Source organism: Deltaproteobacteria bacterium (assembly GCA_016219225.1).
GTDB lineage: Bacteria > Desulfobacterota > RBG-13-43-22 > RBG-13-43-22 > RBG-13-43-22 > RBG-13-43-22.
The window spans coordinates 1-26120 of sequence record JACRBX010000156.1 but is presented as its reverse complement, the minus strand read 5'-3'; the positions used below and the strand labels follow the sequence as shown (position 1 = coordinate 26120).

At 52.2% G+C, this 26120-nt stretch carries 21 protein-coding genes; 6 read left to right on the top strand and 15 right to left on the bottom strand.

Annotation, left to right across the window (positions count from 1 at the left end; genetic code table 11):
• A complete protein-coding gene (locus HY879_13640; GenBank protein MBI5604384.1) occupies positions 1-1035 on the top strand; it encodes a cytochrome b N-terminal domain-containing protein in 1035 nt (344 codons plus the stop codon).
• A gap of 21 nt (positions 1036-1056) precedes the next feature.
• Positions 1057-1533 carry a hypothetical protein gene (locus HY879_13635; protein ID MBI5604383.1) on the top strand — a complete coding sequence of 159 codons (477 nt, stop codon included), beginning with the start codon at positions 1057-1059 and terminating at the stop codon, positions 1531-1533.
• Between the two features lie 164 nt (positions 1534-1697).
• Here the strand turns inward: HY879_13635 and HY879_13630 are convergent, their stop codons facing one another.
• Complete coding sequence (locus HY879_13630; protein MBI5604382.1) at positions 1698-2600, bottom strand: YihY/virulence factor BrkB family protein; 903 nt, start codon at positions 2598-2600, stop codon at positions 1698-1700.
• Between the two features lie 724 nt (positions 2601-3324).
• On the opposite strand from HY879_13630, the gene HY879_13625 reads away from it, so the two are divergent.
• The 3 genes from HY879_13625 to otsB are packed head-to-tail and all read left to right on the top strand — an operon-like array spanning position 3325 to position 8153.
• Positions 3325-5115, top strand: coding sequence for a glycoside hydrolase family 15 protein (locus HY879_13625; GenBank protein MBI5604381.1), 1791 nt, complete (start codon positions 3325-3327; stop codon positions 5113-5115).
• A 9-nt stretch (positions 5116-5124) separates the two neighbouring features.
• Complete coding sequence (locus tag HY879_13620; GenBank protein ID MBI5604380.1) at positions 5125-7380, top strand: trehalose-6-phosphate synthase; 2256 nt, start codon at positions 5125-5127, stop codon at positions 7378-7380.
• 14 nt (positions 7381-7394) lie between these two features.
• Complete coding sequence (gene otsB, locus HY879_13615) at positions 7395-8153, top strand: trehalose-phosphatase (GenBank protein MBI5604379.1); 759 nt, start codon at positions 7395-7397, stop codon at positions 8151-8153.
• A 125-nt stretch (positions 8154-8278) separates the two neighbouring features.
• Here otsB and HY879_13610 read toward each other — a convergent pair whose 3' ends face one another.
• The 14 genes from HY879_13610 to HY879_13545 form a co-directional block, all read right to left on the bottom strand.
• The gene (locus tag HY879_13610; GenBank protein MBI5604378.1) at positions 8279-9472 is read right to left on the bottom strand and encodes a glycosyltransferase; all 1194 of its coding nucleotides are present in this window, start codon (positions 9470-9472) and stop codon (positions 8279-8281) included.
• Positions 9469-10143 (bottom strand): hypothetical protein, encoded by a 675-nt coding sequence (locus HY879_13605; GenBank protein MBI5604377.1) that lies wholly within the window; start codon positions 10141-10143, stop codon positions 9469-9471. Before HY879_13605 ends, HY879_13610 begins: the two co-directional genes overlap by 4 nt.
• 39 nt (positions 10144-10182) lie before the next feature.
• Positions 10183-13323 (bottom strand): malto-oligosyltrehalose synthase, encoded by a 3141-nt coding sequence (gene treY / locus HY879_13600; protein ID MBI5604376.1) that lies wholly within the window; start codon positions 13321-13323, stop codon positions 10183-10185.
• Between the two features lie 25 nt (positions 13324-13348).
• Positions 13349-15211, bottom strand: a complete 1863-nt coding sequence (gene treZ, locus HY879_13595; GenBank protein ID MBI5604375.1) for a malto-oligosyltrehalose trehalohydrolase — start codon at positions 15209-15211, stop codon at positions 13349-13351.
• 107 nt (positions 15212-15318) lie between these two features.
• Positions 15319-16560, bottom strand: coding sequence for a glycosyltransferase (locus tag HY879_13590; GenBank protein MBI5604374.1), 1242 nt, complete (start codon positions 16558-16560; stop codon positions 15319-15321).
• Positions 16561-16625: 65 nt separating this feature from the next.
• A complete protein-coding gene (locus HY879_13585; GenBank protein MBI5604373.1) occupies positions 16626-18920 on the bottom strand; it encodes a heavy metal translocating P-type ATPase in 2295 nt (764 codons plus the stop codon).
• A 35-nt stretch (positions 18921-18955) separates the two neighbouring features.
• Positions 18956-20362, bottom strand: coding sequence for a HAMP domain-containing histidine kinase (locus HY879_13580; protein ID MBI5604372.1), 1407 nt, complete (start codon positions 20360-20362; stop codon positions 18956-18958).
• On the bottom strand, positions 20362-21060 hold the full coding sequence (locus HY879_13575) for a response regulator transcription factor (GenBank protein MBI5604371.1): 699 nt from the start codon (positions 21058-21060) through the stop codon (positions 20362-20364). Before HY879_13575 ends, HY879_13580 begins: the two co-directional genes overlap by 1 nt.
• Before the next feature lie 5 nt (positions 21061-21065).
• Complete coding sequence (locus HY879_13570; protein MBI5604370.1) at positions 21066-21503, bottom strand: DoxX family membrane protein; 438 nt, start codon at positions 21501-21503, stop codon at positions 21066-21068.
• A gap of 122 nt (positions 21504-21625) precedes the next feature.
• Positions 21626-22168 carry a thioredoxin domain-containing protein gene (locus HY879_13565; GenBank protein MBI5604369.1) on the bottom strand — a complete coding sequence of 181 codons (543 nt, stop codon included), beginning with the start codon at positions 22166-22168 and terminating at the stop codon, positions 21626-21628.
• A 232-nt stretch (positions 22169-22400) separates the two neighbouring features.
• Positions 22401-23108 carry a serine/threonine-protein phosphatase gene (locus tag HY879_13560; GenBank protein MBI5604368.1) on the bottom strand — a complete coding sequence of 236 codons (708 nt, stop codon included), beginning with the start codon at positions 23106-23108 and terminating at the stop codon, positions 22401-22403.
• A gap of 130 nt (positions 23109-23238) precedes the next feature.
• A complete protein-coding gene (locus HY879_13555) occupies positions 23239-24264 on the bottom strand; it encodes a serine/threonine protein kinase (protein ID MBI5604367.1) in 1026 nt (341 codons plus the stop codon).
• Positions 24265-24470: 206 nt separating this feature from the next.
• The gene (locus HY879_13550; GenBank protein ID MBI5604366.1) at positions 24471-24926 is read right to left on the bottom strand and encodes a hypothetical protein; all 456 of its coding nucleotides are present in this window, start codon (positions 24924-24926) and stop codon (positions 24471-24473) included.
• Positions 24927-25010: 84 nt separating this feature from the next.
• Complete coding sequence (locus tag HY879_13545) at positions 25011-25673, bottom strand: molybdopterin-dependent oxidoreductase (GenBank protein MBI5604365.1); 663 nt, start codon at positions 25671-25673, stop codon at positions 25011-25013.
• A gap of 213 nt (positions 25674-25886) precedes the next feature.
• On the opposite strand from HY879_13545, the gene HY879_13540 reads away from it, so the two are divergent.
• A partial coding sequence (locus HY879_13540; GenBank protein ID MBI5604364.1) for a glycosyltransferase occupies positions 25887-26120 on the top strand: 234 nt, incomplete at its 3' end.

Genomic DNA, 26120 nt, shown 5'->3' with positions numbered 1-26120 from the left:
ATGAATTTTCTGAAACACCTCCATCCGCCGATGATTCGGGTAACGACCCTGCAACCCATCACGACTCTCGGTCTGGGTATCATCTGCCTATCCTGCTTTATTTTGCTTGTTGTGACCGGGATTACACTCCTCCTCTATTACGTTCCCTATCAGGATGTGGCCTATGACAGGATACTGCACATCATGACTACTCTGCGTTATGGCGGAGTGGTGCGCAATCTTCATTATTTGGCGGCTAATGTCCTGCTGATCGCAGGTTTCCTGCACCTTTCAAGGGTTTTTTTCACCGGGGGCTATCGGGGACGTTATCTGAACTGGGTCTATGGGCTGGGCCTGTTGACTCTGATCCTGGCGAGCAATTATACGGGCTACCTCTTGCCCTGGGACCAGACGTCCTATTGGGCGATCAAAGTAGGTTCAAATCTTGCCTCCTACTTCCCTGTCATCGGCCCCTCAATTCGAGGGTTTCTCCTGGGCGGCCAGGAAATCGGGACCGACACCCTGAGCCGGTCCTTTGCCTTGCATGTCGCCTTCCTGCCTTCCCTGTGGATACTCTTTATTGCTTTGCATCTCTGGCGTATCAGAAAAGCCGGGGGCTTGGCAGCCCTCAAGGAGCCGGACCCTGAGAGAATAGCTTCTTCGCCGATACTCTTTAAAGCGGAATTGGCTGTCGGCCTTCTGACCCTTTCCTTTCTACTCGCCCTGGCGCTTTTCATTGAAGCCCCCCTGTCGGGCAGGGCCGATCCTCTGCGTCCGCCCAATCCGGCCAAGGCGCCCTGGTATTTTGTGGGCATCCAGGAAATGGTCAGTCACTCAGCCTTGTTCGGCGGCATAATTGTGCCGTTAGTCATCGGCCTCTTTTTAGTCTTCTGCCCTTCACTGGATCACTCAAACCAGCCGGGCGGCCGATGGTTCGTGAAGGAACGGCTGATCCTTAACCTGGTTTTCGCTTTTATTTTTTTAAGCCAATTACTGGCGATCGTTGTCGGTTATTGGTTTCGTGGGAATAATTGGCTTTTTAGGGTTCCCTGGTAAGAAAAGAAAGGAGAAAGGACCATGAAAACTGTCATGAAATTCATAATATTCGGGTTGTTGTTCCTTTTTATGACCCCTATCGTCTTAGCGTCAAATCAGGAAAAAGAAATACAGGCCCTGTTAAAAATGAATCTTAAAGAACTCACGGCAAGGTCAATGGCCCTGGTGGCCAAAAAGTATCCGGGGGAAAGCTGGGAAAAGTATAATTTCCCAAAGTACGTATACATCAATGACTCCGTTTTGGTAGGCTACAAGATTGCGGTCAAGGAACCAAAACTACTGGCAAATTTTCCCTGTTACTGCTTCTGTGAAGAGATGGGACACAAGAACCTTTCTTATTGCTTTCTCAAACAGGGCACTCTTGGTAAATTTGACAATCATGCAGCCAACTGCAACGTCTGCAATGCCCAAACGATGCATGCTTTTTTATTAAATGAACTGGGGGTTTCAGTTGGCCGGATAAAAATAGAGATGAAAAAGATTTACGTCGGGCATTAGATTTTTATTAGTCTGGGAACAGTACATTATCAGGAATCAACCGTCTGCTGGCTCGCGCCATACGGGATGAGCGTCCTTTTGCCTTAACCCAGATAGACCGTTAGACGAATTCGGGGATAATTTGGCTTTTTAATGGTGACCCCTTTTTAAAGATCCAATATAATTTAAACCCTGCTTCTGCCGGAAGTCGGTGACTTTTTTTCTAACCGGGCAGAGGAGAGGTTACAGACTATCTCGGCTCCGATGAGGAATATGCAGGCAGAGTAAAAAACCCATAGCAGGAAAATGACGAAGGTCGAAAGCGATCCGTAGATGGCGCCGTACTGGGCCGCAGCCGTGATGACGTAAAGGGTGAAGAGGTGCCTGGCAATTTCGAGGAAAACCGAGGTGAAAAAGGCCCCCCGGAAAGCATGTCGCAATGAAACCTTCTTCCCTGGTAAAAACTTATACAGAAAGGAAGCCACGATGAAGATGACAAAAACCGGCATGACGAACTTAATGAAAAATACTGTCAGCTTGCCGATCCCAAGGACAGGAAAGACCTCCAAAAAGGAATGAAGCATCTGTATGGCAGAGGTAGCGGCGAAGGAAACGACGATCAGCACAGCGATCAGGGTTATGATGAAAATGGAGAAGAATACCGAAATAAAAAAAGGGCGTTTCTCCTTTTGCTTGAAAATATTGCGGACTGCCGATTCCAGAGTCATATAAAACTGATACGAAAAGTAGGCATAAATGATAAAGGTGAAAATGCCGACCCGTTTGTACACGACAAGTGCTGTCAATTGTTTTGAGATCTCTGATGTGGCGGCAGGAAAGAATCGCAGCAGCCTTGCGGAAAAGAACTCGAAGAATTCTCCGTTTTCCCCCAAAAAATATCCCAGGAGGGAGATAAGAAGAAGACCGAAGGGGACAAAAGACATAAGAAAAAAATAAGCGACTGAGCCTGCGAGAAGAGGACCGCCGTCTCTAAAAAAATCGAGGAAGCTCTTGAAGATCAGTTTCACTTCCGGCCGTTTCTTATTTATGCCCTTAACGTGTAACCAGTTCTCTTTTTCTCGCAACACCTGCTACGACAATAATCCTTTTTAACCCAGCATAGTAACATTCCGGCCAATAAACAGAAAAGCAGTTTATTGGCCCGCCGGCCGCTTGAGAACGCGACCATTGGCAAATCGGAGATGGAGGTTATCTCATCTTCCGCACTTGAAAACCGGAAACTGCCGAAAGGCAACAAGAGGAACGAAGCCATTCCTGCAAGATGAAAAAATCTTTTTGATTTATCCTATATTGAAGTTACCTTAGAGCTTCCCTCTGGTCAAGCATAATTTGCCTGGAAAGACAAAGCCTCCATGCGAAGCGGCCATTCTATTCGGAAAGGCGTCGAAAAAAAGAGTTGAAAGAAATGGCTTTGGCCCTGGGAGTATCTAAGGAGAAACTCCCCGAAGGACAAGAATATGATTCTCAGCATTCACATTAGGAAAGAATTCTTTCCCATTCTCTTCTTGATCGCCTTTATTCTGATGGCCTTTCCGGGAACCTCTGTTCCTCAGCCCGCCGTCACCAACTGGGGTAAAATGGCAGCGTATCTTCCGAGGTATCTTTCAATTTGTTGCCATCATTCGAGTCTATAAACAATAAGGTCCTCTTTAGTCAGGGAGTGGCCTTTGATACCCCGCCAATCTCATCTGGCAAGGAAGGTTCTGTCTTTTTTAGGCCGTTTTTTGTCGCCGACCCGATGCCGGTTTTTTCCTTGACCCCTGTTTTTATTTTATTTATATTAAGTTAACTATGAGAAATACGCTTGACCTGGGATTAATCGGCAATTGCCACATTGGGGCCTTGATCGATGGGACCGCCGAAATGGTCTGGTGTTGCCTGCCCCGCTTCGACGGCGATCCTGTTTTTTGCAGCCTGTTGCGGGAACACGACAGCGGTGAAGGCTTTGGATACTGCTCTGTGGAACTCGTCGATCAAGCGCTCGCCGATCAGTTCTATCTGACCAATTCCCCCGTACTCGTAACCCGTCTCACCGATTCCCGTGGCGGAACAGTCGAAATAACCGACTTCGCTCCCCGTTTCCGCCAGTACGGCCGCATGTTCATCCCGATAATGCTGGTCCGGCAAATCAGGCGGGTTCAGGGCACTCCCCGCATCCGCCTGCGTGTCCGGCCGGCCTGTGATTACGGGCGTCAGCGCTGCACGACCACCTACGGCAGCCATCACATACGTTACGTGTCCCCGGACTGGACTGTGCGGCTGACCACCGATGCCTCCCTGACCGCCCTCCTCGAAGAAACTCCCTTTTTTCTGGAAGACCAGGTATCTCTCATTTTCGGGCCGGACGAGACCGTTCCGGAGGCCATCGACGATCTGGCCCGCCGCTTCCTGGCGGAAACGCTTGCCTACTGGCATCAGTGGGTGAGCGACCTGGCCATTCCCTTCGAATGGCAGGATGAAGTGATTCGGGCTGCCATTACGCTTAAGCTTAACACCTTTGAGGATACCGGGGCCATCATTGCGGCCATGACCACCTCCATACCGGAAGCACCGGGATCGGTTCGCAATTGGGATTACCGCTACTGCTGGCTGCGGGATGCCTATTTTGTGGTCAACGCCTTGAATCGCCTGGGAACCACCACCACGATGGAGCGCTACCTCCACTATCTGGTCAACGTGGTGGCCGGTGCACCGGATGGACGTCTCCAGCCTGTGTACGGCATTGATGGAAGGCCAGGCTTGGAAGAGCGGGAGATTGATTCCCTTCCCGGCTTTCGGAACATGGGGCCGGTACGGGTGGGAAACCGGGCCTTTGAACAGAGTCAGCATGACGTGTATGGATCGGCCATCCTGGCCGTCGCCCATGTGTTCTTTGACCGGCGACTGGTGCGCCGGGGAGATGAAGCGCTCTTTAAACGTCTTGAACCTCTGGGCGAGACCGCCCTGGCGGTTTATGACCAGCCGGATGCCGGGCCATGGGAGTTGCGGGGTCTTTCGCGCATACACACCTTTTCCGGTGTGATGTGCTGGGCGGCCTGCGATCGATTGGCCAGGATTGCTGCAAAACTCAAGCTCGATGAACGCGCCGCTTACTGGCGCGACCTTTCAAACCGCCTGCAGGCCGAAATAGGTGCCCGGGCCTGGAGTGAAAAAAGACAGACTTTCGTCTCGGTCTTCGGGGGAGAAACCCTGGATGCCAGCCTGTTCTTGCTTCATGATATCGGTTTCCTGGCTGCGGACGACCCCCGCTTTATCAAAACGGTGGAGGCCCTTGAGCAGGAACTCCAGTGCGGCTGCTACGTGTACCGTTATGTTGAAGCCGATGATTTCGGTGTACCGGAAAACGCCTTCGTGGTCTGCACTTTCTGGTACATCTATGCGCTGGTGGCGCTCGGCCGAATCGATGAAGCCCGGGCCCTTTTCGAGAGACTGCTCGCCAGCCGCAACCGCCATGGACTCCTGGCCGAACACATCGCCCCCCATACCGGGGAGCAATGGGGCAACTTCGTCCAGACCTACAGCATGGTCGGACTGATCAACGCCGCCATCCGGCTCAGCAAACGCTGGGACAGCGCCTTCTGAGAAACCGGCATGAGACCCTTTCCTGCTCTAAAAACCTCTTTGCGCTCCTTGCGCCTTTCTTTGCGATTTGTCCTGCCTCTGGCCGTTGCCCTGGCTTTATTGGCCTATTGGGTGGTGCCCCTGGTAGATAATCTCAACCTCCGATGGTCCGTCCGGGACCTGGACATCCGCTCCCGTCTCATTGCCAGCACCCTCCAGGAGCCTCTTACCGAAGTTCTCCGGCAGGGCGACAAGGCCGGGATCCAACGGCTTTTCCATCGCACGATCAAGGACAAACGGCTTCTTGCCCTGGCCTATTGCAATGAGGAGGGGAAATTGCTTTACCGCACCCCTACTTTCCCAACCGCCCTGGGCTGTTCCATGCCGGCCAGCGCTCCCCACGATCCTAAATCGATGATCCGGATGCCCGAGGGCCCGGTTCATGTGGCCCTGAATCCGATCGAGCAGGACGGCTTGCAGATTGGCTCCCTGGTACTCGTTCACGATATGAGCTTCGCAGAGCAGCGCAGCTCCGAAACGCGAAAATATATCATCATCCTGTTCGCGGTGATGGGAGTAATCATCTCCCTGATTACGGTTTTCGTCGCCCATTTGAGCTGGCGCGGATGGATGGCAGGGGTCCGGGCCATGCTGCACGGCGAGGGCCTGGTCCGCCCCTTTTCCCAGCCTCCCACCTCGGAGCTTCAACCTTTAGTCGGAGATCTACGCGCCCTGCTGCATTCCCTGGATGCCGAAAGGCGTTTCGCCGATGACGCGACCATTTCCTGGACCCCGGACAGTCTGAGGAGGCTTCTTCACGAGGAATTGACCGGGGATCAGGTCATTGTGGTGTCCAACCGGGAGCCCTACATCCACATAAAAAAGGGAGAAGGTATCGAAATCCAGCGGCCGGCCAGCGGACTGGTCACCGCCGTCGAGCCGGTAATGCGGGCCTGTTCGGGGACCTGGATCGCCCATGGCAGCGGTACCGCCGATCGGGAAGTCTCCGACAAGCACGGACGGGTAAAGGTCCCGCCCGATCGTCCGGATTACACCCTCCGCCGTATCTGGCTCACCGAAAAAGAGGAAACCGGCTACTATTATGGGTTCGCCAATGAGGGGCTTTGGCCCCTCTGCCATATTGCCCATGTTCGCCCGGTTTTCCGCACCAGCGACTGGGAGCAATATGTATTGATCAACCAGCGGTTCGCCGATGCGGTGGCCACGGAGGCGAAGAGCGATGATCCCGTTGTACTCGTCCAGGACTATCATTTCGCCCTCCTGCCAAGCATGATTCGCCAGGTAATGCCCAAAGCGACCATCATCACCTTCTGGCACATTCCCTGGCCCAATCCCGAATCCTTCGGCATCTGTCCCTGGCGCGAAGAACTGCTTCAGGGGATGCTTGGCAGCACGATTATGGGCTTCCATACCCGGTTTCACTGCAAAAACTTTCTGGAAACCATCGATCGTTATCTCGAGACCCGCATCGAACATGAGTCCTCGACGATCTTCCACGGCGGTATGCTGACCCTGGTGGAAAACTACCCCATCTCCATACAATGGCTGCCACGGCAGGATAATGAGCCATCGGCAACCGAATGCCGCACCGAAATCCGGCATTCTCTGAAACTGAGTGAAAACAGCTTGATCGGCCTTGGGGTCGACCGGATGGATTATACCAAAGGAATTCTCGAGCGTCTGCAGGCCGTCGAGCGATTACTGGAGCTTTATCCGGCCATGATCGGCAGGTTCTCGTTCATACAGATCGCCTCTCCGTCCCGTTCCGCCCTGGAGGAGTACAAAAACTTCGATGCCCGGGTCCACGCCCTGACAGAGCGCATCAATCAACAGTTTGCTACCGGTCTTTACCAACCGATCATTCTCAGGGCCGTGCACCATCAACCCGAAGAGGTTCGTCGTTATTACCGGGCCGCTGATGTCTGTATGGTCACCAGCCTGCATGACGGAATGAACCTGGTGGCCAAAGAGTACGTGGCCGCCCGGGACGATGAGCAAGGAGTGCTCCTGCTCAGCCAGTTTACCGGGGCGGCCCACGAGCTGCACGAGGCCTTGATCGTCAACCCTTATCACATAGAGCAGACCGCCGAGGCCTTGTACCGTGCACTGACCATGCCCCATTACGAACAGCAGGAACGGATGCGCCTTATGAGGGCCCTGGTGCATGATTTCAACGTCTTTCGCTGGGCAGGGCGGATGTTGATCGATGCCGCCCGGATCAGGCAGCGCCAAAAGCTGGCCATACGGATCAGCCGCCCCTTATGACCCGGGGAAATACATTGCCCTATCTGTTCACGGAGTCGGGACTTACGGACTTACGCCGCTTTGTGGATCACCAAACCCTCTTTGCCTTTGACCTCGACGGCACATTGGCCCCGATTACTTCTGATCGTCATGGAACCCGGGTCTCGGAAGCTACGACAAAGGAACTCGCCCATCTCGTTGACCGGGCTGCTGTGGCCATCATCACCGGCCGGTCCCGGAGCGATGCCCAGGCCCGTCTTGGGATTGTTCCCCGGTTTCTGGTTGGAAACCACGGCGCGGAGGGGCTTCCCGGTTGGGAGACCCGGGAAAAAAAATTCGCCGGAATCTGTTTGGCCTGGGAAAAACAATTGCGAAGTTTCCTTCCCCCGGCGGACGCTTCCGGCATCAGCATCGAGAATAAGGGATCCACCTTGTCGGTTCATTACCGCGCCGCCCTGGATCGAGAGAAGGCCCACTCCCTCGTACTCCGCGGTATTGATTTGCTCATCCCCCATCCCCGGAGGATTGAGGGTAAATGCGTTGAAAACCTTTTGCCGGAGATGGCCCCTGACAAAGGAACGGCCATGCGCTGCCTGATGGGCCTGTCCGGATGCCCAAAGGGCTTGTATACCGGGGACGATGTCACCGATGAAGACGTCTTCAGACTGGACAGTAAACATCTCTTAACCATACGCGTAGGAACCGGTGGGCTGAGCCTGGCCCGATACCAATTACGGAATCAGCAGGAAATCGTCCGGCTCCTGAAGGAAATTAATCACAGGCTTTCGCAATGAAATTCTTTGCATTTTCGTATTTTGGAATCATGCCCGCCGCAAGGAGGCGTCACGAAGCATAAAAATTTCTTTCGCCGAACGCCGAACCCTGAACGACGAACGGTATTTTCCAACTAATACATTCCCTATCCCAGATAAGCCATCAGGGCCAAATAGTTGCCCAGATTGCGGGTAATCAGAAAATTCCGACGGGCATATTCTTTGGCATCCTCTCCCATCCTGGCCCTTAAGGCGGGGTTGTCCAGCAGGTAATGGATGCGGAGCGCCGCCCCCTCCACGGAATAGACCGTAAATCCGGTGACCCCGTAAACAAGCTGAACCGTGATTCCGCCGGCAAATCCCCCGATAACCGGTTTGCCCTTCCACATGGCCTCGGTTACCGTCAGGCCGAACCCCTCCCGTAACGATTTTTGCAGGATAATGGTCGCCGCCCGCTGCAGGGCATTGATCTCCAGGTGGGCGTCGGGAGGCAGCATTAGAATCAGGATATCCGGATCATTCTGGGCGAGATCCCGAACTTCAGCCAGGACGATCTCCCCTTCGGGGTCGTCGGTGGCGCTGCCGCCGGCCAGAATAAGACGCACATCATGATATTTTTTTACCAGACGATAGGCCTGGATCACCCCCAGGGGATCCTTAAACCGGTCGAAACGGGAAACCTGGAGCAGTATGGGCTTGTCGAGGGGGATATTCAATTTTTGCAGAATCCGGTTCTGTTCTTCGGAAGACAACTCCCGGTTCTTGTCGCTCAAGGGATCGATGGAGGGATAGATGAGAAACTGGGGAATGGGCAGCTTACGGGCAAAGCTGGGCAGGGAGAAAATGGCCGAGTCATATTTGACGACGAATTGGCGTAAAAAACTCCAGACCTTCAACTGGGGAGTGGATATATCGATATGGCAACGCCAGATCCATTTCCCCCCGGAAGTCCGATTTTCGATCAAGGCCGCAGGCTGGGGGTCATGGATGACCACATAATCGGCATCCAGGGAAAGACGTTGGGCGTTTTCCCGATTGATTTCTATGTAGGCCTTGAGCATCTGGGGGGAGATGTTCTCCTCCCGTCCCTGAAGGGCGTTGTGAAAGGCTTTAGTGACATTGAAGAATTCCTCTGTCCCGGAGATGACCTCCCAGCGGCACTCCAGGCCGACCTCCCTGAACAACGGGACCAGGCTCTGAAGGATTTCGGCCACTCCTCCACCCACCCGGGTGGAATTGATTTCCAGGATCCTCTTCCCCCGCACTTTTTCGGCCAGAAGCTTCAGGAATTCCACCGTTCCTTTGGGAACTACTTCCTTATAGGATTCCAGACGGTTCATCTTTTCTCTCCTTTTCCCGGGCCGGCATTACAAAGCGAGATGATCTGCTTTCGAATCGATTCAAGAGTGGACATATACAAATCAATCTGGGAAATAGCCGTGGCCAATTCGGTCTCCCCTAATTGGCTTTCGATCCAAAAGGGGAAATCCCCTTCCCGGCGTCCCAGACGCAGCATGGCCTCGAAGGTATGGAAGTAGACCACACTGGAATCCGTAGAGGATAAAATCGCACAAAAATCAGCCATATCCCAGGCCTCCAGTCCTGTGGGGGCGGCAATGATCCGGGATTGCATGAAATGAAAGGGTTCTCCGTAAATCGTTCTGGGAATAACCGGTAATCGGGACAAATGATCTTCGATAATATTGATAATCTCCAGGCGTAGCGATTCCAGATTTTCGTATTCAAAGGGATCGAGAATGCCCAATTTTTCAGCCAGGACATGATCCCGGACCTGAATCGCCGCCCAGGTGGCGAAATCGTTGGGATAGGGGCCGGCGATATATTGGTGCCGCAGGAAAAAGCCATGGGTGTGATAATAGACGGAGTCGAGGGGGATCTCCTCGATAATCTCCACCAGTTGCCTTTCATCCCGGGCCGTACGGCCCAGCATCTCCTTCAACTCCCAGCAGGCGGTAAAGGCAAAGGGATTTTCAGCTTTTTTCAGAATCATTTTAATCCGCTCCTTTTCTAAAAGAAGCCGATAGAAAGCTCAGGAGGAGGTCAGCAAGGCCAGGGGGAAAAAAGCGAACACCACTTCCAGAGGCAGGGTCCTTCTTCCCTCCCGTTCGACCACCTGAGCGGTTTCCCCGGTAAATATATTATAAAAGTGATCCCCGGCTATTTCGTCCGGTATGAACAGCTGGGAATCCTCCCAGACCTTCCCCAAGGGCGGGATTTCCGGGCTTAATCCCTGGCCGGCTAATAACCGGGGAACGATGATCAAAGCAGTTTTATCCTCTTTCTGCCGGGCAAAGGCACAGATGTTTCTGTTGCGTTTCCCCTCGGCCGTCAAGGGGAGATAGATTCCTTCGGCAAAAAGGAGGTGGTTTTCCCGGCGATAATTCAGGGCCCGGAAGGTGACATAAAGTTTAATACGGCCGTCCTTCCAATCCCTGATCAGTTCTTCGGCCAGGCCGGTCAGATCCTTCCGGGCGGCCTCGACCTTCTTTTTCAGTTTTTTCAACAGATCCTGCCGGATTTTGAAATCGACGGGCCGGCGGTTATCGGGATCGGCCAGGCTGAAATCCCACAATTCCGTGCCCTGGTAAAAATCCGGGGTGCCCGGAGAGACAATTTTAAGTAAGGTTTGGGAAAGGGAATTAAACATCCCCCAATAGGCAAGTTTCTCCTGAAAGGGTTTAAAATCCTTCAGGAAGGCATTGTTTGTAGGGGGGGATAAGAGGGCCTCGATAAATTGCAACAGGGCCTCTTCATAAGCCAAATCGGGATTGATCCAACTGCTGTGGATCTTGGCCTCCCGGACGGCTTTGACCATATATTCCTTTATTCGCCGAACAAAAATGTCCCTATCGGTTTCATCCGCCGGATGGGAGGGGAAAGTCTTCAAAAGGGTCGAGGCGACCTTTTCGATGAAGGGCAGGGCCGACTTATTCTGCGGGGGTAAAGGCCAGGCCCCTAAAAGGGTCTGATAAAGAAAATATTCCTCATTCGGATCAGGGACCCTTTGGTCGTCGATTAAACTTTTCTTTTTTTTATTGATCCGTCCCCAGCGGACCAGACATTTTCCCCATTCGTCGGGCAGTTCCGAGAGGACGTTGATCCGCGCCCGGACATCTTCACTGCGTTTGGTGTCATGGGTGGAGGTGGCATTCAGACTATGGGTCCAGGATTTGGTTTTTTCGATATTCCGGCCATGAAAGGCCTCCAGGGAGGTACCGAAATCCTCCGGATTGCCGCCGACATCATTAAGGGAAAGCAGACGGTTATAGATATAAAAAACCGTGTCCTCCAGACCCTTGGCCATCACCGGACCGGTGAATTGCTGGAATCTCATCACAAAATCCAGCCATTCCATTTTTTCCGCTTCGCCGAATTCTTCCGGATAGCGGAACAAAAGGATCTTTTCCAAAAACGCAAAGATCAAGGCGCTTAAGGCCGGGTTTTTTCGCCGGGCACCGGCCACGGCCTGTTCGATATAGTGCCGGTCTCTTTCAAGGACCTGACAATAATTCACATAGCTTCGATAAACGGGGAAACAGGCGATGACTTCCATGATGGCCGTCTTGAGACTGTTCAGGGTAAAATCCCGGGTATATCGATTTTTTTCGGCCAGTCGATCGAGGGTGTGGCCGAGCATATTAATTTCAGCCGACATGGCCACCTGCATGATCAACTTTTTTTTTTCATAAACCAGTTCCGTATAATTCATTGATCGACTGATGAATCGGCCGTAGAGGGCATCAAAGGCCTTGGCATTTTCGCTATCGATCAAAATACCGTTTACCGGGTTTAAAAAATCATAACCGACCGAGCCGAAGATCGGCCAATCCTCGGGCATCCGTTCATTCCTGGTCAATATCTTTTCCCCGATAATATAAAAGGAGGCATTGGAAGAAAAGGCCGGATCTTTATGGACCTGGGCATCATATAACCGCCCCAGTTCTTTCCCGAAATCCTCCAGGCTTATTGAGGCCTGATCGGCCTCGGTCAGCCTCTCCTCGGCCCTGTGCAGGCCCTTTTGAATAAAACAGGCTTTTTGCAGCCGGTAAAAATATTCCGAGGGATTATAAAGGCCATCGGGATGATCCACGCGTAAACCAGTCACTTTCTTTTCCCGAACCAGTTTAAAAATCAGCCTATGGGTTTCCAGGAAAACCTGGGGACGTTCCACGCGCAGGCCGGCCAGTTCATTAATATCAAAAAACCGCCGGTAATTGATCTCATCGGTGGCCACCCGCCAATGGGAGAAACGATAGGCCTGGGCATTAAGCAATCCATCTAAGAGTTCAAAACTCGTCGAAATCCCCTTTTGACCGTTATAGGTATTGATATTTTGATCGATAAAATTTTGAATCGACTTGTTCCCGTCATATAAGGCCGAAATCCTTTTTTTAATGATTTCTTTCTCCCGCCGTCTTTCCAGGATCTTTTCCGGGTCTTTTTCGCTTTGGGGAGGCAGATGATCGAGGGCAGTGATGATACTGAGCAGTTCCTGGAGGTCAGGATCGCCTTCTCCCATTTTATCGCTCAAGGCCTCAAGATCCAATTTCAATATCCGGCTATAGGATATGGGGCCCAAGGGTAATTTCTGGTCCCCGTAAGAGATAAAGAAAGCACCTGCTTTAATAATCAAGACTATTTCCTGAGCGTCGAGCACCCGGCCGTATTGGTCTCCCAGGAAGGGTAAAAGCACTTTGTTGTTCAGATCAACCTTCACCGGCTTCCAATCGATATCGAAAAAATCGGCATAAAGGGATCCCGGACCGTTTTCCAGGACATCCTGCCACCAGTTATTTTCATCTCCGGTAATACACATGTGATTGGGCACAATATCCTGGATCTGTCCCATTCCGTATTTTTCTAATTCCGTCACCCATTCCTGATATTCCTCCTCGGTGCCGATTTCCGGGTTGAGCCGATTATGGTCAAGGATATCGTAGCCGTGCAGGCTCCCCCTTCTGGCCAAAAAACAGGGAGAGGCATAGACATCGGTGATGCCCAACTCCTGGAGGTAAGAAACGATCTTCCTGGCCTGGGAAAAGGTGAAACGGTGGTTAAATTGAAGGCGGTAGGTCGAGACGGGCAACCGTTTTGAAGAGGCAAAATCCTCGGTCGTAGCCTGAAAAATCTCCTCCGTTCTTTTCAGGGACCGGGGGGATTCTTTTTCCATGGGCATCGTTTTCAACTCCCAGCTTTCAGGATTCGGGATGGCGGTAAAGGACCAGGCTTTGGGCGTTCATTTCCAGAAAGATCCTCATTCCCTTGGATTGAATACGGTCCGGACTTACACTCCCAGGACCCAGCCATTTCTTGGAAGAGGAATCCAGGGTCTTTTCCCAGATCCCCGGCCCAAGGATGGTTTGAATCCTTTGGGGCTTCTCATGGAAATTGAAAAAGCAGGCCGTTTGTTCCTCTTCATAGCGGCGGAACATGACTAAAGTTTGCTTTTCCGGCCAGGTCCTGATTCCCCGGCCCTTTTTCTTCAGATGGGATAAGGCCGGAGTTTCTTTTCGAAGACGGATGAGGGTCTGATAAAATTCAAACAGGGTTTTATGATTTCCCTGGCGACGCAGCTCAGGATGAATTTTGGAGCGGAGAAAAGAGGTCCTGTCCTGGGGATCGGCCGCTGCCTGACGGTCAAAAGAGGCGGGAAGGGCTTCTTCCCTCCCCTGGCGGACGGCCGCGCTCAACACCGGATCCGACAGGCTGATGAAATAGAAAAAGGGGGCCTTTTCGCCATATTCCTCTCCCATGAACAAAAGGGGGATATTGGCCGAGAGCAGCACGAGGCCGGCGGCCAGCTTTAAGGCTTCAAAGGATACCAGGGCGCTGAGCCGCTCCCCTTCAACCCGATTTCCCACCTGATCATGATTCTGGGAAAAAACGACGAACTTGGCCGGCGGAAGGTGGCCCGATGGGCTGCCGTGCCGCCGCCGGCGATAGGGAGAAAACTGACCGCTGTAAACAAACCCCTGGCGGACGGCCTTGGCCAGATGGCTGATATCCCCAAAGTCCCTGTAATAACCGTCCCGTTCCCTGGTCAGGAGGGCATGCAGAGAATGATGAAAATCATCATTCCATTGGGCATCCAGACCGTATCCTCCCCTTTGAGGGGAGTTGATAATCCGCACGTCATTCAGATCGCTTTCGGCTATCACAGCCACCTGTCGCCCCAACTTCCCGGCCTGTTGTTGAACAGCCTTTTTCAGCTCATCAAGGATATGCCGGGCGCTGAAATCAAAGATCCCCTGCACGGCGTCGATCCGCAGCCCGTCCAGATGATACTCGGTCACCCAATAAAGGGCATTATCGATGATAAACCGGCGGACCTGATCACTTTCCGGTCCGTCCAGGTTGACAGCCTGCCCCCAGGGGGTCTTATACCGGTCGGTGAAGTAAGGGACGAATTCTCCAAGATTGTTCCCTTCCGGCCACAGGTGGTTGTAAACCACATCCAAAAACACCCCCAATCCCTTTTGGTGGCAGGCGTTGATCAAGGCCTTTAAGCCGAATGGTCCCCCATAGCTGTTTTGCGGGGCAAAGAGGTAAGTCCCGTCATAACCCCAATTTCTGCGGCCGGGAAATTGGGCCACCGGCATCAGCTCGATAGCGGTTATCCCCAGTTCATCCTTCAGATAATCCAGATGAGGAATGATCGCTTCAAAAGTCCCCTCGGGGGTAAAGACGCCGGTGTGTATCTCATAAAGAAGCAGTTCCTCTAAAGGAAGGCCCGGCCATAAAAGGTCCTGCCATTCAAAGGCCGAAGGATCGATGACCTCAGAAGCCCCATCCACCCCCCCGGGTTGATAGCGGGAAACCGGGTCGGGACGCGGCCGGATTCCGTCAAGAAGATAATAATACCTTGCCCCCGGCCCGAGTTCCTCGGCCCAGGCGGTAAAATATCCCCGGCCCTCGGGATCCATGGGGATTTCTTTGTATTTTTCGGGGACCTTCAGGGAGAGGCGGGAGGCCTTGGGTGCCCAGACTTTAAATCGAACGCCTTCCTTTAAGGCCCTGGCCCCCAATTCCAAGGCCCAAATTTCCCGGTCAGTCTCCATGCATTCAATATATTAGTCTCCATAAATTATATCCATAGGGCAAATCCTGTATATTATAAAAAGACAAACCTTATTTTGACGCGCTCCCTGACAGTCATTGTAATATTTTAACTAAAACTTTTTCCTTTCAGTCGATAGATGGTTTCAAAAGAATTAAACAGATCGAGATATTGCTCCAGGTAACGGGTGAGAAGAAAATTTTTCCTGACCATCTCCCTTCCTTTCTTGCCCATCCGTTCCTGCAATTTTTTATCTTTGACCAGATGAACCACTCTCTCGGCCGCCTCCTTAATGTTTGAAACAAGAAAACCGTTCACACCATCCTGGATCTGATATCGGATGCCACCGGTATTTCCTCCGATCACCGGTGTCCCTTTCCACATGGCCTCGGCCACGGTCAAACCAAAGCCCTCCCGAATCGACTTCTGGAGAACAATAGAAGCTTTTCGTTGAAGGGCATTTACCAGCGCCGAGTCCTGACAGCTTAAAATGATAATCCGATCCTCGCGGTAATTCAGAAGGGATTCGTAAACCTCCATTCCTTCGGGATCGTCTGTCGCCACATTCCCCAGAAGAACCAGCGTGGCCTCCACCTCCCTCCTGGCTCTTTTAAATACCTTGATCACCCCCTGGGGATCTTTCCAGCGATCGAAACGGGAAATTTGCACGATGAGAGGCAGGTCGGTTGGAATATTATAATGATCGAGGCGTTCTTTGATCTCTTCCCCGCCCATCTCCCTGTTCAAAATGGAAAAGGGATCAATGGCCGGCATAAAAAAAAGCTGCGGCGTTCTGAGCTTTTTTCTATACTCTTCAATGCTGAAAATTACAGCATCGTATCGGTTAATGAAAGGGAGGAGATAATTCCACAACTTCTTATTGGGATTGGAGAGGTCTACATGACATCTCCAGATCCAGGGTCCGTTTTTCTTGTAGTGATTGATCATGGGAAGGGGCTGCGGATCATGGATAACGACCATATTGTGGCGCTCCAGATGGTTCCGTATGGAATTTTCGTAAATGACCTCTTCATAGATGTCCATCTTGCGAGCGCTGAGGTTGATCTCCGCTCCCTGAAGGGCATTGTGCATCTTTTTGGTGATGGTGAAAAAATCCGGGGCGCCTTGAATGACCCTCCATCCCGCCCTGATGCCGATACTGTTCATCAGGAGGGTAAGTGATCTCAGGAGTTCCGCCACACCCCCTCCGTAATAGGTAGAATTGATATTGGCCACATGGAGATGCCGGAGGGTGCTGGCCTTTTTCCTGATCCGTTCAATGGCCTCCGGCCCGACCAGTTTCTCATAGTCATCGATCTGCCTGATTTCGGAATGTCTCAGCAATTTCATTCTCCTTTAACCCGCATCATTTTTACAATGATAGGCCATCAAACAGGCCCCTATCAGACTCTGTCTTAAAGCTTTGTTCGTTTTAATCTCAGGGCATTGCCGACGACCGAAACGGAACTGAAGCTCATTGCCGCGGCCGCAAAGACGGGGCGCAAGGGAATCCCCGTGAATGGATAAAGAATACCGGCGGCGATGGGTACGCCCAGGGCGTTATAAATCAGGGCGAAAAAGAGGTTTTCCTTGATGTTCCGCATGGTGGCGCGGCTGAGGGCCCTGGCCCGGGCTATCCCCCGGAGGTCGCCTTTCACCAGGGTAACGCCGGCACTTTCTATGGCCACATCGGTGCCGGTGCCCATGGCAACACCCACATGGGCTTGCGCCAGTGCAGGAGCATCGTTGATGCCGTCCCCGGCCATGGCTACGATCCTGCCCCGGGCCTGAAGCTGTTTGACAATGACGGCCTTTTGGTCAGGCAGGACTTCCGCGACAACCTCGTCCAGACCGAGTTTTTTCGACACCGCCTCGGCTGTCGTCCGGCTGTCTCCCGTAACCATCACGATGCGCAACCCATCGCCCTGGAGCAGGCGGATAGCCTCGGGCGTTGTTTCTTTGATCGGATCGGCGACACCCAGCAGGCCGGCGATTCTCCCATCAATTGCGATGAACATGACGGTTTCGCCCTGCCCGCGCATATCCTCCGCCTGGTCTGAAAGGGCCTGGCTTTCAATTCCCAGTTCATCGAGAAACAAGCGGTTGCCGAGACGCACCTCTTTCCCGTCGACCCTGCCGATCACCCCCTTTCCCGTGACGGACTGAAAGGTCTCTACAGTTCCCGGGCTTACACCCCTTTCCCCGGCGCCGCTCACGATCGCGGCTCCCAGGGGATGTTCGCTGCCCCGTTCGAGGCTCGCTGCCAAACGGAGAATCTCCTTCTCTTCAAACCCTCGGGCGGCCGCCACCTCAACCAGCTTTGGCTTGCCGATGGTGAGCGTCCCGGTCTTGTCCACCACCAGGGTGTCTACTTTCTTCATGACCTCAATGGCTTCGGCGTTCTTAAAGAGCACTCCAGTCATGGCCCCTTTTCCCATGGCCACCATAATCGACATGGGGGTGGCCAGTCCCAGGGCACAGGGACAGGCGATGATCAAAACGGCCACCGCATTGATCAGGGCCAGGGCCATACGGGGCTCAGGCCCTATCCAGGCCCAGATGACGAAAGTGAGGAAGGCAATCCCTACTACTGCCTGAACAAAGTAACCTGCCACGGCATCGGCCATCTTCTGGATGGGAGCCCGGCTCCTCTGGGCCTCGGCCACCATTTGGACGATCCGGGACAGAAGCGTTTCCGCCCCCACCTTCTCTGCTTGCATAATAAAGCCGCCCGTGACGTTCACCGTAGCCCCGATTACCCGGTCGCCTTTTTCTTTCCGGACCGGAACCGGCTCTCCGGTGACCATGGATTCGTCTACTGCGCTGAACCCTTCAACGACTATCCCATCCACCGGGATTTTCTCGCCGGGGCGGACCCGGAGAAGATCGCCAACGGCCACCCGGTCGAGGGGAATATCCTCCTCCTTCCCCTCCTCGATTCGCCGTGCTGTCTTCGGGGCAAGACCCAGAAGAACCTTGATGGCCGCCCCGGTCCTGCTCCGGGCCCTCAACTCAAGCACCTGACCCAACAGCACCAGGGTCTCGATGACGGCCGCGGCCTCGAAGTAAAGACCCACCCTTCCACCTTCCCCACGAAAGGAAGAGGGAAAGACCCCGGGAAAGAGAACCGCTATGACACTGTAGCCATAAGCCACACCCGTGCCGAGGCCGATGAGCGTAAACATATTGGGGCTGCGATTAACTATGGACTGCCAGCCCCGGACAAAGAAAGGCCAGCCACCCCAAAGCACCACCGGGGTGGTCAGGGCCAGTTCGATCCAGGCTGAAGCCACCGGAGGGATGGCCCTCATCAGGACATCGGTAAAGTAGTGGGACATGGTCAGGACGAACAATGGGATAGTAAGGACCAGGCTGACCCGGAAGCGGCGGGTCATGTCGATCAATTCAGGGTTTTCTTCTTCGGTAAAGGCCGTTCGCGGCTCCAGGGCCATGCCGCAAATGGGGCAGGTGCCCGGCCCATCCCGGACGACTTCCGGGTGCATGGGGCAGGTGTAAAGCCGGCCACCGGTATGGTGCGGGGGCTCAGAAACGGGTGCTGCTTTGACACCAAGAAAAGATTCAGGGTCCTTGTCGAAGTCCGTCCGGCACGAGGGGGAGCAAAAGAAATATGTCCTGCCGCCATAAACGGTTGTGGCAGCGGCCTCCTTCTCCTCGATGCTCATGCCGCAGACCGGATCGATTACGGTCATAGTTCACCTCCGCGGGGAAAAGGTCAGTCTATACATCATTCCATGGTGGCCGGAAGAATTATTGTGAAGGTTGTTCCTTGGCCTTCCCGGCTTTCCACTTCGATGGTTCCCCCCAGGGCGTTGACCAATTCTTTTGCGATGGCCAACCCCATTCCCAACCCCAAAGGGTCGGAGGGCTGTATTTGATAAAAGCGGTTAAAGATCAATAGCATTTTATCCGGAGGGATCCCTTTGCCCGAATCTTTGATTGCAATAAAAAAGGATTTCCCTTTCTTTCCGAAATCTATCCCGATCCCCCCTCGCTCGGTAAACTTCAGGGCGTTAGAGAGGATATTCTGTAAAACGATTTCCAGCTTCTCCACATCGGTATTGACAATCAGGTCCGCATCATTAACCACTCCTATGGAGAGTCCCCTTCCCTGAGCCATGGCCACCAGCCCGTTTATCAGCCCGGAAATAAACTCTTTAAGATTAATTTCCGTTCCTTTGACCTTTTTGAAAAAACTCGCTTCGGCCAGGGTAATATCCTCAATCCCTTTAACCAGTCTGATTAATTTTTCCGTCTCGCTTCTGATGACCTCCAATCCCTTTTCCTGATCGGTTAAAACCCCGTCCATCATGGCCTCAATATGGGTTTTCATGATCGTCAACGGGGTCCTCAATTCATGATGGATATTGGATAAAAGGTGCTTCCTCAGTTCCTCTTCCTTTTGCAGGGAAGCGGCCATGAAATTAAAGGTTTTTGAAAGCCTGGCTATCTCATCAGGTTCCGGGCTTTTTTCATTTTTTTTTCGCATAACTTTTTGAGGTCTTACAGCGGCTTTTAAAGGAATGCGAACATCAAACTCTCCGGCAGCAATTTTTTGGGCCGCCTTATTTAAGTTGGTCAAAGGCCTGGAGAGATACCGGCTGAAGATCAGGGCCAGAAGCAAAGCCCCTAAACCGGTGATCAACAAAGACACATACAGAAAATTATTGGCCCGGTTTTTAAATATGGTCTCCTTTTCTTTTAATTCTTTCTTGAGAAGGGGGCGGAATAAAAGAGTCCCGATCCTTTGGCGATGCGAATAGAGTGGATATTGATCGTATGGCCCGCCGGTGAGAGGAAGAAGGAAGAGGTCGGCCATTTGGTGCTTCATGCTTTCCGAGAGGGCATCCAGGGCTTCCTGGGAGGTCAACATTTTCTGACCTTGAACATTAAGGACCTTCATATCCAGTCCCAACATCATGGCCCAATGAATGGATTCCGATAAGGCCCGTTTGTCCCATTGACCGTCCAGAAAACTGCTCTCCAGGGAAGCTCGGATCCAGCGAAACTCCTCTTCTTTTACTCCGGCGGCATAATTGTCAAAGTCTTTAATAATAAGCCATTGAAAAACAAAGCTGGATAACAGGGCGGTCAGAATGACGACCAGAAAGGCCCTGAAGAGTTTGTTTTTCATCAGGCCCCTTGATCATCCGGCCGGCCGATAAATTTATATCCGGCCCCGTAAACGGTCTTGATAAAGAAAGGGCTCTGGGGATTTTCCTCGATTTTATGCCTGATATTTTTTATGTGGGCGTCAATGACCCTATCGTATCCCTCGAACGCATATCCCAGGACCTTGTTTACGATCTGAGTCCTGTTGATCACCACCTGGTCTTTTTGGGCCAGATAAAGCAGGATTTTAAATTCGGTGGCCGTAAAGGGTATGGACCGGTCTCCTTTTCGAACTTCCATAGCCAGAGTATCTATTTTGAGAAGACCCCGATTAAAAGACAAAACCCGGTTTTCTTTTTTCTGGGACCGCCTCAAATGGGCCTTCACCCGGGCCACCAGTTCCCTCGGGCTGAAGGGTTTAATCACATAATCGTCGGCCCCCAGACCCAGACCCCTCACCCGTTCATCTTCCGAGCTTTTAGCCGTGAGCATGATGATCGGCACATCGGAATATTCCCTTATCCGGGCACACAAGGTTTCCCCTTCCATATCCGGAAGCATTAAATCCAGAATGATCAGGTCATAGGCCCTTTTGACCAGTTGAAGGGCCTTCTCCCCGTTATCGGCCAGGGTCACAGTAAAACCTTCCCGTTCCAGATAGGCTTTGACGATCCCGGAAATTTTTTCCTCATCTTCAATGACCAGGACTTTTTGATCCATCATAATCAGGTTTTCCTGTTTGATCTCCCGATGTTGCGTTCCCACCAGGGCAGGACAACCAGGGACAGGGCCGGCAGGATGAAAAGGGCATCCCGGACCAGGGTTAAAGGTGAAATCCGCTCGCCTACTCCGAAGCAACCGCAGTCGGTTTCGATGCCCTGAAGGTAAGTTGCCAACATGATAAGGGTGAAAAAGAGAAGCAGCGAAGCGGCCAGAGCGGCCGTATACCGGATCTTGAAGCCCAGCAGCAGGACTCCCCCTAAGACGATCTCCAGCCAGGGAAGTATCTTTACGACCCAAAGGACTAAACCAGGGGATAACAATTGGTATCCTTCGACAGCGGCGGCAAACTGCAGGGAATTTTCTAATTTGGTGAAGCCGGAATATAAAAAGATCCCACCCAGGAAAATTCGACAGGCCCAATGCAGGATGCGATAGATCATTTCATCCCCTTTAGCATCCGGTTCAGATAATCCTTAAGGACGGGGTAGGAGATTTTCCCCACAACCTTCTGCTCCCGACCGTTGGCATAAATAAAAAAGGTCGGTGTTGAATTTACCCGACGTTAGTTGGCCAGTTTTATATCCTGGTGGATGGGTTGATCTATGGATGGATCCTTGAGGGACTTCCTGACCTTATCCATTTCCTCCGCTGATAGTACGCCATCCACCACGGCTTCAATCTTCCCGTCGGCTGCCCACCTGGATTGATTTTCATAGAGGGCTTCCATGACCCGCAGCCTTTGATCCTTCCCCAGACGGCCTGCGGCCACGGCATACCGGGAGGCCTCGAAGGCAAATTTGTGGCTGTTCAGAGGAAACTCATAATAAATAACGCAAACCTTGTTATCCTGCCCATACTCTTTCAACAGCGGCCGGATGGTTTCGAGATAAAACCCCCGGCAAGAAGGGCATTGATAATCGGAAAAGACTTCCACCCGGATAGGTGCACCGGGTTTTCCGCCGAGGCAAAGGTCTTCGGGTTTAAGGGAACCGGTTTGAGCCGGCACAGGGGAAGCCAGTGCCAACCAAACCAGCACGGCCATTCCCCTGACGAATAGATTCACTCCCATCATGACACTTCGTTTTCCTTTCTGTTGGACCTTCATCCCCTCTCCCCCCTTCCGAGAAGGATAAAGGGCAGACCATTGACGATGGGCAAGGTACAAGGTTCAAGGTTCTTCCCCTTGCAACTTGAAACTTGAAACTTGCAACTTTCTCTTCAACTGACCCCCGACCCCTATTTTCATACTAAACCCCCATGCCCCATTGGGTCACCACGAAGCATGAAAATGGTTTACTCCGAACTCCGAACTCTAAACTCCGAACTCTATTTTCGAACTAAACCCTCACCCCCGCCAGGGTAATATTATCCCGGCCGCCGGCCTCCAAAGCAGCCTTAAGAAGTCTTTCAAATTTCTCCTTGATGCCGGTTTCCCCGGCCAGGATGGAGCTTATCTTTTTCTCCAGGACCTCGTGATGCAGTCCGTCGGTGGAAAGAAGGATCAGGTCCCCTTTGAAAACCTCGAACCGGCCGGAGCTTACCTCCATAGGCTCGCAACCGACGCAGTGGAGCAGGATATTTTGCATGGGATGCCTTTCGGCCTCCTCTCTGGTGATAACTCCGTCTTTTACGAGGCTATTGACGAATGTATGGTCTTCCGTTATCTGGGTCAAATCTCCCTCCCGGAAAAGGTAAAGCCGGCTGTCGCCCACATGGGCCCAGAAAGTCATCCCGTTTTTTATGCAGGCCCCGGTCAAGGTCGTACCCATTCCGTCTAACCGGAAATCCTTTCGGACTTCCTCATGGATTCTTAGGGCCGCGGTCTGGAATGCTTTTTTTAAGAAAGCTTCCGGGGCGGCCGGGTCAGGGGTAAACTCTTTGACAGCTTCTATGGATATCTGTGCAGCCAGCCCCCCACCGGCCTCTCCCCCCATCCCGTCGGCCACGGCCACAAGGATGGTCTGATCATCCCATTCCCGGATAAAAAACCGATCCTGGTTCTCTTTCCGTTTCAACCCCCGGTGGGTTATGGCGTAAGTTTCCATCCGTTTTCCATCTAAACCCTCATACCCCCCTGAGCGGGGCACCACGAAACATGAAAATAGACCAATCAAAGGCTTTAACCGTGTAATCCGTGAAATCCGTGCCAAAAATCTATTTTCGAACTAAGCTCAATCAAGGATTCCCCAACAGGTGCCAAAGGGTCATCCCTAAAACAGCCGCTACGGTCAGGGCTATTCCACCCCAGATCCATCTGGGATGGACCCACCTGGGATAGGGTGCAGGCAAGGCCGGGATATTCATTTTGTTTTTTTCCGCTTCGAACTCCCGGATGGCTTCTTTAAGCAATTGGCGCATTTTTTCAACCGAATCCAGCCGTTGTTCCCGTTCTTCAGCCGTGGCCCATTGGACAATACGATCCAGGGTTTGAAGAAACGGGGTGGTCGGATTGGCCAGCTTTACTGTCTTGAAAGGAATGGTCTCTTTAGAAATTTTTCCGGTTATGGCTTCATAGAGAATCCGTCCCAGAGAAAAGAGGTCTCCCCGCTGATCTACCCTTTTGAAATCAACAAATTGTTCAGGAGGCATATAATTTAATGTCCCCTGGGAGTCTACGGTCTGGGTAAGGGGTTTGAGACGGGAGGAACGGGCCAGCCCGAAATCGGTAATCTTGGGGATGGTCCCATCCAGGAGGATATTTTCAGGCTTCAGATCACGGTGGACGATTCCCAGGGCGTGCAGGGCTTGAACGCCGTCGAGAACAGGCAAAAAATATTCCTGAATCCAATCCTTAATCAATTTTTCATCCGGTTCGAAGCCTTCATCGGACAGGGTGAACCGCAAGGTGGCCCCGGGAATATATTCCATGACAATGTAATCAATATCAAAACGCCCTTCCTCTTTTGGGCTGGAGCAAGCCCCATAATCATATATTTGTAAGACATTCGGATGTCGGACCTGAGCCATGGCCTGAAATTCACGACGAAACCTTTGAATAATATTTTCGGACTCCTTGCCCTCATCTTCGGCCGTCTGAAGCCAATCGGCGGATATGATCTTTATGGCCACATCCCGCTGCAAGTTTAACTGATGGGCCCGATAAACCTCTCCCATAGCCCCCTTGCCCACCAGGTTCATAATCATCCACTTATCATTGAGTATGGCCCCCGGGGTGAGGAGGCATTTTCTTTCGGCGGACATTTAAGATATCCTTCTGCGTTCTTCGCGTCTCTGCGGTGAACAAGAGCTATCTTTTATAATATTAAAGTGGAAAATTTAAAAAGCAAGGGGAAACTCAGATTAGAGTTTCCCCTTGCCTTTGGGAAGGAAAGAAACTTTTGGAAGGTTCCTTAAAAGGCGGAAGGCGATATCCCTTCCCGCCTTCAAGGAAGAATTGGATCAAAGATTTATTTCGTTATTCCTGACTGGGGCTCCTGACCCATCGGGCTGCCAGTACCTCCCGGTTCACCTTGATGGCTATGCCCCTGGAAGCCGGTCCCCATGCCCTGACCGGTCGTCCCGGTCTGTCCACCGGTCATCGGATGGGTGGGGCCCGTCATTGTTCCAGGCCCAGTGCCCATAAAACCGGTGCTTCCGGCCCTGCTGCTCCCCCAGTTGGACATACCGGGAATTTCGGCCATAGTCCCGGCCGGACCTGAACCCATCCCCGGGCCCATATTGCTGCCGCCGGTCATACCCCCGGTCATGCTTCCGGTGCCCCCCACGGCGGCCCCTGGATGACCTCCCATAGATCCGCCCATGGCCCCACCACCGCCGCCCCTGCCGCCACCCATGGCTTGACTATACCCATAAAAGGCAATCAGGGTAACAGCTATAATACTCATCATAATAAATTTTTTCATAACGTGATCCTCCTTTTAAATTTTAAGAAAATTATAATAAAAAAATCTGAGGAGATTATGGAGACTTTATGAAGAAATTATGAATTAAACCTTTTCCACCCGAATGGAATCCACATATTTAACCCAGAAAGAGCCATAATAATCTTCAGCCACCAGGCGTAATGGAAATCCGTGCTTTTGAGGCAAATCGGATCCATTGACCTGGTATGCCAGAAAAACCTTATCGGAAACAATATCTTGAATCGGAAATCGCTCCGGTTTGCTGTACTCCCCTTCCGGTCCGCTGATGGTGATATGATTTACCCCGGGTTTGGCCTTGGCTTTTTGGAGCAGGGTCCGGATCGAGACCCCTTTCCACAACCCCTGATTGGCAAAATAACCCGGACAGATCATTAAAACCTTTCTTTCTATGGCAGGAAGGGCCTTAATCCGGGCATAGGAAAGACTTAAAGGGTTCAGCACCATCCCCTCCACCTTGAGGGTCCAATGATCCGGATCCACTTTATGATCGGACAATCCCATGGTTTCAAAGTCTTTTATCGGAGTCAACTCCAGTTGGCCGGCATCTAAATCTTTGGGGTTTTCGTTTATCAGGCTTTCACGGGGCGTTCCCCTGGGTAAAAGTCTTTTCTTCACTATCCCCCAGGCTCTGGCCCAAATGGAAACCAGGGGCTCGGCCATTATGGCCAACCCCCCCAAGCTAAAAAATATTTCCTTTAAAAATTTTCGGCGTGATCGTTCCGGCATAATAACTCCTGTTTGTTTTATTTTTAAAAATAAGCTCTTATCAAATAAAAGGCAAGGCCCTTCCTGGTGTTTTTAAATTGACATCAAAGCCCCTCTATGGTAAAAACCCGAAAAAGCGAACGGTCGCTCGGAAGGAAAAACCCGAAACAAGGCCGTAGATGGGGAGGCCGAATCCATTGGCCGGAGATAACCATCGTGTCACCATGAGATCTTATGGACCTGAGAGCTAATCAAGCCCCCCTGAGAATATGTCTGTTAAGCTACCGGAGTAATCCCCATTGCGGCGGTCAGGGCGTCTATCTGAAAAATTTGAGCCGGGCCTTGAAGGACCTGGGCCATCAGGTTGATGTGGTCTCCGGCCCTCCCGACCCCCTGCTCGACGAAGACATCAATGTCCATCGTCTCTCCTGTCTTGATCTCTATAATCCTGAAGACCTCTTCAGGACT

Excerpts from the sequence above, each read along its gene's own strand:
- treZ (MBI5604375.1), bottom strand. The coding sequence starts at position 15,211 with ATGGAGACTGACCGGGAAATTTGGGCCTTGGAATTGGGGGCCAGGGCC.
- HY879_13560 (MBI5604368.1), bottom strand. The coding sequence starts at position 23,108 with ATGGAAACTTACGCCATAACCCACCGGGGGTTGAAACGGAAAGAGAAC.
- HY879_13550 (MBI5604366.1), bottom strand. The coding sequence starts at position 24,926 with ATGAAAAAATTTATTATGATGAGTATTATAGCTGTTACCCTGATTGCC.
- HY879_13620 (MBI5604380.1), top strand. The coding sequence starts at position 5,125 with ATGAGACCCTTTCCTGCTCTAAAAACCTCTTTGCGCTCCTTGCGCCTT.
- HY879_13575 (MBI5604371.1), bottom strand. The coding sequence starts at position 21,060 with ATGGATCAAAAAGTCCTGGTCATTGAAGATGAGGAAAAAATTTCCGGG.
- HY879_13605 (MBI5604377.1), bottom strand. The coding sequence starts at position 10,143 with ATGATTCTGAAAAAAGCTGAAAATCCCTTTGCCTTTACCGCCTGCTGG.
- HY879_13555 (MBI5604367.1), bottom strand. The coding sequence starts at position 24,264 with ATGTCCGCCGAAAGAAAATGCCTCCTCACCCCGGGGGCCATACTCAAT.
- HY879_13625 (MBI5604381.1), top strand. The coding sequence starts at position 3,325 with ATGAGAAATACGCTTGACCTGGGATTAATCGGCAATTGCCACATTGGG.
- HY879_13590 (MBI5604374.1), bottom strand. The coding sequence starts at position 16,560 with ATGAAATTGCTGAGACATTCCGAAATCAGGCAGATCGATGACTATGAG.
- treY (MBI5604376.1), bottom strand. The coding sequence starts at position 13,323 with ATGGAAAAAGAATCCCCCCGGTCCCTGAAAAGAACGGAGGAGATTTTT.
- HY879_13565 (MBI5604369.1), bottom strand. The coding sequence starts at position 22,168 with ATGAAGGTCCAACAGAAAGGAAAACGAAGTGTCATGATGGGAGTGAAT.
- HY879_13610 (MBI5604378.1), bottom strand. The coding sequence starts at position 9,472 with ATGAACCGTCTGGAATCCTATAAGGAAGTAGTTCCCAAAGGAACGGTG.
- HY879_13570 (MBI5604370.1), bottom strand. The coding sequence starts at position 21,503 with ATGATCTATCGCATCCTGCATTGGGCCTGTCGAATTTTCCTGGGTGGG.
- HY879_13545 (MBI5604365.1), bottom strand. The coding sequence starts at position 25,673 with ATGCCGGAACGATCACGCCGAAAATTTTTAAAGGAAATATTTTTTAGC.
- HY879_13640 (MBI5604384.1), top strand. The coding sequence starts at position 1 with ATGAATTTTCTGAAACACCTCCATCCGCCGATGATTCGGGTAACGACC.
- HY879_13580 (MBI5604372.1), bottom strand. The coding sequence starts at position 20,362 with ATGAAAAACAAACTCTTCAGGGCCTTTCTGGTCGTCATTCTGACCGCC.
- HY879_13585 (MBI5604373.1), bottom strand. The coding sequence starts at position 18,920 with ATGACCGTAATCGATCCGGTCTGCGGCATGAGCATCGAGGAGAAGGAG.
- HY879_13635 (MBI5604383.1), top strand. The coding sequence starts at position 1,057 with ATGAAAACTGTCATGAAATTCATAATATTCGGGTTGTTGTTCCTTTTT.